This window comes from Desulfobacterales bacterium (assembly GCA_021647905.1).
GTDB lineage: Bacteria > Desulfobacterota > Desulfobulbia > Desulfobulbales > BM004 > JAKITW01.
Window position 1 is genome coordinate 1 of the sequence record JAKITW010000117.1, and the last position, 3,146, is coordinate 3,146.

The 3,146-nt window shown below is 59.7% G+C and carries 2 protein-coding genes; both read left to right on the plus strand.

The features are described 5' to 3' along the window. Window positions 1-295 precede the first annotated feature (295 nt). On the plus strand, window positions 296-1,684 hold the full coding sequence (pstC, locus tag L3J03_12240) for a phosphate ABC transporter permease subunit PstC (protein ID MCF6291750.1): 1,389 nt from the start codon (window positions 296-298) through the stop codon (window positions 1,682-1,684). Next, complete coding sequence (pstA, locus tag L3J03_12245; GenBank protein ID MCF6291751.1) at window positions 1,677-2,981, plus strand: phosphate ABC transporter permease PstA; 1,305 nt, start codon at window positions 1,677-1,679, stop codon at window positions 2,979-2,981. The genes pstC and pstA overlap by 8 nt, the downstream gene beginning before the upstream one ends. Window positions 2,982-3,146: the final 165 nt, after the last annotated feature.

The window sequence follows — 3,146 nt, forward strand, 5'->3', positions numbered from 1 at the left end:
TCCGTCGAGCGGGTTGTTGCGAGACCGACAAACATGATGAACTCGTAACAACCCGAAAGGCTTCAAATGCCACCCAATAAAATCAACAAGTTACAAGACGAATCACGTCCGTCGAGCGGGTTGTTGCGAGACCGACAAACATAGGGCGGCTGGAAAACAAACCGGCGCGTAACCACTTACAGGGTATAAGCCCCGCCGGGCTCCGGGTTGTCTGCTGCCTGGTAAGCGTTTGCACCGGCGCCACCTTTTTCCCGCCAACACCGCTGTTGCCGTTCAATCGGACAAGAGATACCCCATGCCGCTCAGCCTCTTGCTTATAATACTACTGGCCTTGTCAGCCCTTGCCTACCAGCTCGGCTTCAGAAGGGCCTGCTCCGTTGCCAAGGGCAAGGGCGGGGTCAAGCACCTGCACTCGCGGCCGGTGTATTACGGTGCCCTGGCCGCATTGTGGTGCGGTATTCCCGCCCTGCTGCTCTTCTTCGTCTGGCAGGCGGTTGAACCGGTGATCTTAACCGATCTTCTGGTCGCTGACCTGCCGGCGGCAATCAGAACCCTGCCCGAGGACCAGTTGTACCTGGTGGTCAATGATATTAAAAACCTGGAGAGCGGCAATATCGTCTCCGGTGAAATAAACCCTGAACTCCAGGCCGCGGCCGACCACTATCATAATCTCCGCTCCACTGCCAACGCGGCCCTGGTCGTCGCGATTCTGGCCCTGGCCCTGGCCGGGATTGCATTGTCCTGGCACAGAATCTCCCCAGCGCTCCGGGCCCGCAACCAGGTGGAAAAGATCATCTCCATTTTCCTGATCGCCAGTTCCACCTTTGCCGTCTTTACCACCATCGGCATCATCCTCTCGGTTCTTTTCGAGTCGATTCGCTTTTTCAAGGCAGTGCCCTTCACCGAGTTCCTGTTCGGGCTTAAATGGAGCCCGCAGATGGCCATCCGGGCCGACCAGGTCGGCTCTTCCGGGGCGTTCGGCGCCATCCCGGTATTTGCCGGCACCGCGATGATCTCGGCCATTGCCATGCTGGTGGCCGTTCCCCTGGGGCTGATGTCGGCAATCTATCTGTCAGAGTATGCCAACAAGAAATTTCGCGCCGTGGCCAAGCCGCTGCTGGAGATCCTGGCCGGCATCCCCACCGTGGTCTACGGGTTCTTCGCCGCCCTTGTCGTGGCCCCGTTTATTCGCGAGAGCGGGGCCCTGGTCGGGCTCGACGTTTCCTCGGAGAGCGCCCTGGCCGCCGGTCTGGTCATGGGGATCATGATCATTCCCTTTGTCTCCTCCCTTTCCGACGACGTGATCAATGCGGTGCCCAATGCCATGCGGGACGGGGCCTATGCCCTGGGCGCCACCCGCAGTGAAACGATCAAGCATGTTGTTATCCCGGCCGCGCTGCCGGGGATCGTCGGCGGGGTCCTGCTGGCCATCTCCCGGGCCATCGGTGAGACGATGATCGTGGTGATGGCCGCCGGGCTGTCCGCCAACCTGACCGCCAACCCGCTCCAGGCGGTGACCACGGTCACCGTGCAGATCGTCACCCTGCTGGTCGGTGACCAGGAATTCGACAGCCCCAAGACCCTGGCCGCCTTTGCCCTGGGCCTGGTGCTCTTCATTGCAACCCTGATCCTCAACATCATCGCCCTGTTTGTGGTTCGCAAGTATCGGGAACAGTATGAGTAAATCCTCGGTTCAATCAGCGCGGTCCCCGGCCGGCGACACCGGCAAGGCCATTGATATCGTCAACCAGGGGCTGGCCAGGCGCTATAAGGCGGAGCGCCGTTTCAAACTCTACGGCGTGGTGGCCATTGTTGCCAGTCTCGCCTTTCTCGCCCTGCTGTTCATCAGTATTACCGGCAAGGGCTATTCCGCCTTTTTCCAGACCTTTGTCCAGCTTGATATCCACTTTGACCCGGCCTTCATCGGCAAGGACGATCCGGCCGCGGCCAACTTTCCCGGCCTGGTCAAGAAAAATCTGCGCCAGGAGTTTCCCGGGGTCACCAGCCGGAAGGATAAAAAGAAACTCTACGCCCTGATCAGTTCAGGGGCCGCGTTTCAACTCCGGGACATGGTGAAAAACGATCCCTCCCTTGCCAACACCACCCGCAAGGTATGGGTGCCGGCCGACGATGACGTGGACATGCTGATAAAGGGCCATATCTCCCGGCATGGGGATGAGTCCGACCGGCGGCTTAACGATAAACAACTGGCCTGGATCGATAAATGGACGGCAGAGGACAGGATAAAGGAGCGGTTCAATACCACCTTTTTTACGGCCGGCGACTCCCGGGAGCCGGAACTGGCGGGTATCTGGGGGGCAATGGTCGGCTCGATTCTGACCCTGACCCTGACCCTGGCCTTCTCCTTCCCGGTCGGGGTTGCCGCCTCGGTTTTCCTGGAAGAGTTTGCCCCGAAAAACAGATGGGTCGATCTGGTCGAGGTCAATATCAATAACCTGGCCGCCGTGCCCTCAATCGTCTTCGGGCTCCTCGGCCTGGCGGTGTTTATCAATTTTTTCAACCTGCCCAGGTCGTCACCGCTGGTCGGTGGCCTGGTCCTCACCCTGATGACCCTGCCGACGATTATCATTGCCAGCCGGGCCGCCCTGCAGTCGGTGCCCCCTTCCATCCGGGAGGCGGCCCTGGGGGTGGGGGCCTCGAAAATGCAGATGGTCTTCCACCATGTTCTGCCCCTGGCCATGCCGGGGATACTCACCGGCACCATTATCGGCATGGCCCGGGCCCTGGGCGAAACCGCGCCCCTGCTGATGATCGGCATGGTGGCCTTTATTGTCGACATTCCCGGCAGCTTTACCGATCCGGCCACTGCCCTGCCGGTACAGATCTACCTCTGGGCCGACAGCCCGGAACGGGCCTTTGTCGAGCGCACCTCGGCGGCAATCATGGTCCTGCTCGCTTTTTTGATCGTGGTCAACTCGCTGGCTGTTTTTCTGCGCCACCGTTTTGAACGTAGATGGTAGGGCCGGCTGTCCGCGGTTCAAATGAAAAGTTGTAAGTTGGTAAGGTTTCGGTAAACCCCGTACGTTTGAGGTTGGACCGGGAAAGGGGTTTTCTTATAGCGAACGGTGTAGCGGACCCTGAGCCGCAGCCGTGACGGCAAAAGCGGAATTTGAAACAACTTCGGC